The organism is Legionella sp., from assembly GCF_047605385.1.
Lineage (GTDB): Bacteria > Pseudomonadota > Gammaproteobacteria > Legionellales > Legionellaceae > Legionella.
In genome coordinates this window covers 1-4,388 of record NZ_JASGFU010000121.1, presented here as the reverse complement: position 1 = coordinate 4,388, position 4,388 = coordinate 1, and the positions used below count along the sequence as shown (strand labels likewise).

Here is a 4,388-nt window from a genome sequence, read left to right as displayed (position 1 = left end):
TCATACAAAAGTAAGTTATCAACACTATTAGGAGAGCCATTTTGTTCACATAATTCGGTTAAGAAAGAATTTGCGTGTGGTCTAGTGTAAAAAGCGGGTGTTACAAGTTGCTGATATTCTTCAAAATTACGATCGGCCACTTTATTAAGAATAAACTGTGCGGATTGTGCGGGTGAGGAAGTCACCGACTTGATATTCTGAAACCAATGGTAACCCGCAAAAATCTCGTCTGCACCTTGCCCTGAAAGAACTACCTTTACATGCTTTGCAACCTCATGAGAAAGCAAATAAAATCCGATATTATCGTGGCTGAGCATTGGCTCAGACATTGCAGAAACACATTCCCCTAGAGAGTAGGCGAGTTGTTTATTGGAAATAAGCATCTGTTGATGTCTGGTACCGAATTGTGAGGCAACAAGATCGGAATATACAAATTCATTTCCTAATTCTCCATGGGAGCTCTCAAAGCCAATGGAGAAGGTTTGTATTTCTTCCTTTTTCAGTTGCGAGGCAAGTGCTACAAGTAAAGAAGAATCCAACCCACCTGAAAGTAGTATACCAACTGGAACATCGGCAGCTAATTGACGTTTAGTTGCTAACAATAATGCTTCATGAGTGCTTTTCAACCAATCTTTTTCACTATGCGAGTGATGGGTTTTTGTGTCATCTATTTTTAATTGCCAGTACATTTCTCGCGTAACTTCTCCACTGGGATATACCGTCATAATCGAGCCTGGAGGTAATTTTTTTACACCGGAAATAATGGTATATGGATCGGGAACTGCATGAAAGGTCAGATAAAATTGTAGTGCAATTTTATCAATGGAGGTGTCGATGTCTTCAAATTCAAGAAGCGCTGGCAATGTAGATGCAAATTTGAATCCGCAAGAATAATTAGTATTATGATAAAGTGGTTTGATGCCTAAACGATCACGAGCCAGTATTAATTTACCTGTATTTTGCTCCCAAATAGCAAAAGCAAACATACCCTGAAGCTTGGGAATACACTGCGATCCCCATGCGTGATAGCCTTTAAGCAGTACTTCGGTATCGCTATCAGAAATGAAGGAGTAACCTTTAGCTTCGAGCTCTTTTCGTAACTCCAAAAAATTATAAATAGCGCCATTGAATACCAGTGCTAATCCGAGATCAGAGTCAACCATAGGTTGCGCGGCGCGATTGGAAAGGTCAAAGACCTTCAATCTTCTATGCCCAAGGGCAAGTCCATCAACTTGATAAATTTGTCCATCATCAGGCCCACGATTGTATTGTTTTAGAATGGCCTTTTCTAAACTAAACAGAGGGATATTTTTCTTATTGAACTGGTATTCTCCTGCGATTCCACACATACTGTTTCACCTTTTTTATTTTTATACCTACAGGGCTATGATGAGTTAACCAATATTGATAACAGTTATTCCATTACTTAATACAAAATTCAATCCAAATTACTGTCTGCTACAGTTTAATTGTTTGTCTAATCATTAAATTTAATGAGTTCTTCAGCTTCTTGATGCTTAAGGGTTTTCTGTAAAATTTTTTTCGATCCTATATTCATCGGATGAACCGTAGCAACAATTTGCTGAAGTTGACTTCCAAGAGAATTGACTTCACCTTCGGCAATAATATGTTTTATATATTTCTTCCCAAGAATTGCAATTTCAGTACCATATCCTTTTCCCCAAAAGGATTTGTCAAGAATATAAGCAATTTCAGCGACATTCTCATGACCGCTTCCTATATTTTTATAATCTTGTTTGGCATGAATAATATGTAAACTACCCATAAAATGACCTGTTTTAGCATCATGAATTGAAAACATACAAAATCGATGATCCTTATTCCATTTTTGTATTTCACTTTTAACTAATTCCTCTACTTTTTTCTTACTCCATGACTCACCTTCAGCAAATAATGCGACATTTTCTGAGTCTCCTAGAAGGAGATTATAATTTTCTATTAAAGAGTGTTCTTCATTTTGATTTGATGACCTTAATTCCAATCTTTCTGTTTTGGATGTGTAATGTACTGTTCTCATAAAAAACCTTGATTATTTATAAATATAAGTTGTCTTGCCTCTCCAAGTTTATTGAAGCATTTTTATTAGTTCATTTAACAATCTGTTCGTGCCTATAAAGAGGTACTTGTAGTAAAAATTCACTGACATTGTGTTTCACTACATCGTTGAAGCAACCAGTACGTTCAAATACTTTTTGTTGTCGCTCAGAACTTGTGCCACAATCAATAATGGTTTGGAGAGTAGAAAAATAGGTTTGATAATTTAGTTTTTCGATGTAGGGTTGTAATTTCTCAAACCATTCCTGAATATCTTCACGCATTAATTTTATTTTACCATCTGTATTCATGACTAATTCAGCATTTAAACCATAACGCATCGCTCTCCATTTGTTTTCTCGAGAAAGCCAATAGGGCGGGCAAGCTACCGATTCAAGCCAGCTGCCATTGTCACTAAACCAATGGGCAAGCGTATGAATAAGAGCAACAATGGCCACGGTTTCGGATAATGTTGCAGCACCATCACAAACCCGAATTTCTAAAGTTCCAAAACCAGGACTCGGTCTCAAATCCCACCACAAATCTTTAAGTGATTTAATCGACCCACATAATTTTAATGTTTTATATAAATGCTCAAAGTCTTGCCATTTACGTACATGATAAGGCTGGCCAGCAGTCGGTAATGATTCATATGTAGTCGGACGGCAGGAGGAAAGACCTGTATCTATTCCTTGCCAAAAAGGCGAGCTTGCAGACAGCGCTAATAAATGCGGTAAAAAATACATGAAAAAATTATTAAACCGAATGCATTCTTCACCACTGGACATACCTAGATGAACATGTAATCCATAAACACTCATACGACGAGTAAGCCATTGATTACGGTCGATTAGCTCTTGATAGCGTTCTGTAGGAGAAATAATCCAATCGGAATATCTGGAAAAAGGGTGGGAGCCAGTAGTTGCAAACTGGATACCCATATTTTTTGTAGCAAGCTGTAACGCACTTAGCGTTTGATAGAGATCATCCTCGGCATTGTGTACCGTATTACATTTATCAGTATTAATTTCTATCGTACTTAAATAAAACTCTGGCTTAATTTTTCCAATATGAGTCGTCTCTTTTAATACTTCTTCTGCCCGAGAACATAAATTATAATTTGAAGCGTCAATCAATTGCAGTTCGATTTCTACTCCTAAGGTAAGAACACCATTGCTTCGAAAATAAATTTCTTTCTCATCTGTCAATGCAGTCAATAAAGGTGTATCAGGATAATTATTGGATATTAATGTGGATTCATTGAGTTGATTCTGCATCACTTAATTCCTCATTTTATTCTTATTGGTAGTCCATTTGCTATAAATCTGATATTTCAAAAATTCTCCTCTCTAGTATAAATAGTCATTTCATAATTATTTAAAAGAGCTTCTACAATTATATTGAAATATCTATAAAAAAATTATATCTACTGATATAATTTGTACGCGAACTAATTTTGTCATATTAATAGCAATGGCTGTCAATTTCAACCCTAAACTAATATAAGACTTTATTCATGAACTCTAATGCTCCAAGCCAATTTGAAAAAAATGTTGATATGCAATCCGAAAAACCAGCCAAACGGATTATTCTTGCTCTGCGTAAAATAATGCAGCAAATGGATAATCACTCAAGACGCTTAAATAAATGCTACGGACTTACCGTACCGCAAATTATATGTTTATATGAAATTTATGAAAAAGGAGCCATGTCCCTTTCTCTTTTATCCAAGAGTGTTCATTTATCAATGAGTACTTTAGTTGGAGTCATTGATCGACTTGAGGAAAAAGGATTTGTTCAACGTATTCGAGACATTAAAGATAGGCGTATTATTTTTATTAATATAACAGATAAGGGTATAGAGTTTGTTTGTTCCTCACCCTATCTTCTGCACAATCGTCTTAATGATAACCTTCAAGATTTAGCTGAAATTGAGCAAATAAATCTCGCTAATTCTGTTGATATATTGGTTAATATGTTGAAAGAGCTATGATTAAAACAAACCTATATCAGATTTATAAACGTATCGTATTAGGAGCAAAAAATAATCCTCTATTTACAGGAAGAGCAGGAAAATTTTTTCATGGATTTAGTAGAAAGATGTACAAAGGGTCTCTGGATAGTATGCCATATGTTGTATATTCCAATTTACATGATGGAGAAAAAAGCCATTTATTATTCACCTTATTGCCTATAGATTCACATTATATTAATGACATTACCGCTTTTACGATACCTCCTAATTTTTTAAAACGCCTAGAATATTTAATATATAAGGAGGCCTAGCGCTCCGGAACTTGCGCCCTAATGTAATGAACCATCTCACCCACTGA

General features: G+C 35.5%; 5 protein-coding genes. 2 read left to right on the top strand and 3 right to left on the bottom strand.

Annotated features, from left to right (window positions below; translation table 11 throughout):
• From QM652_RS14200 to QM652_RS14190, 3 genes are all read right to left on the bottom strand, one after another.
• A partial coding sequence (locus QM652_RS14200) for an N-acetylglutaminylglutamine amidotransferase (protein WP_415076921.1) occupies positions 1–1,349 on the bottom strand: 1,349 nt, incomplete at its 3' end.
• A gap of 128 nt (positions 1,350–1,477) precedes the next feature.
• A complete protein-coding gene (locus QM652_RS14195) occupies positions 1,478–2,038 on the bottom strand; it encodes a GNAT family N-acetyltransferase (protein WP_415076919.1) in 561 nt (186 codons plus the stop codon).
• 70 nt (positions 2,039–2,108) lie between these two features.
• Complete coding sequence (locus tag QM652_RS14190; protein WP_415076917.1) at positions 2,109–3,332, bottom strand: carboxylate-amine ligase; 1,224 nt, start codon at positions 3,330–3,332, stop codon at positions 2,109–2,111.
• Positions 3,333–3,571: 239 nt separating this feature from the next.
• On the opposite strand from QM652_RS14190, the gene QM652_RS14185 reads away from it, so the two are divergent.
• Both QM652_RS14185 and QM652_RS14180 read left to right on the top strand, forming a co-directional pair.
• Positions 3,572–4,048: a MarR family winged helix-turn-helix transcriptional regulator gene (locus tag QM652_RS14185; protein WP_415076915.1), complete on the top strand. Its 477-nt coding sequence runs from the start codon at positions 3,572–3,574 to the stop codon at positions 4,046–4,048.
• On the top strand, positions 4,045–4,341 hold the full coding sequence (locus QM652_RS14180) for a hypothetical protein (protein WP_415076913.1): 297 nt from the start codon (positions 4,045–4,047) through the stop codon (positions 4,339–4,341). The genes QM652_RS14185 and QM652_RS14180 overlap by 4 nt, the downstream gene beginning before the upstream one ends.
• Positions 4,342–4,388: the final 47 nt, after the last annotated feature.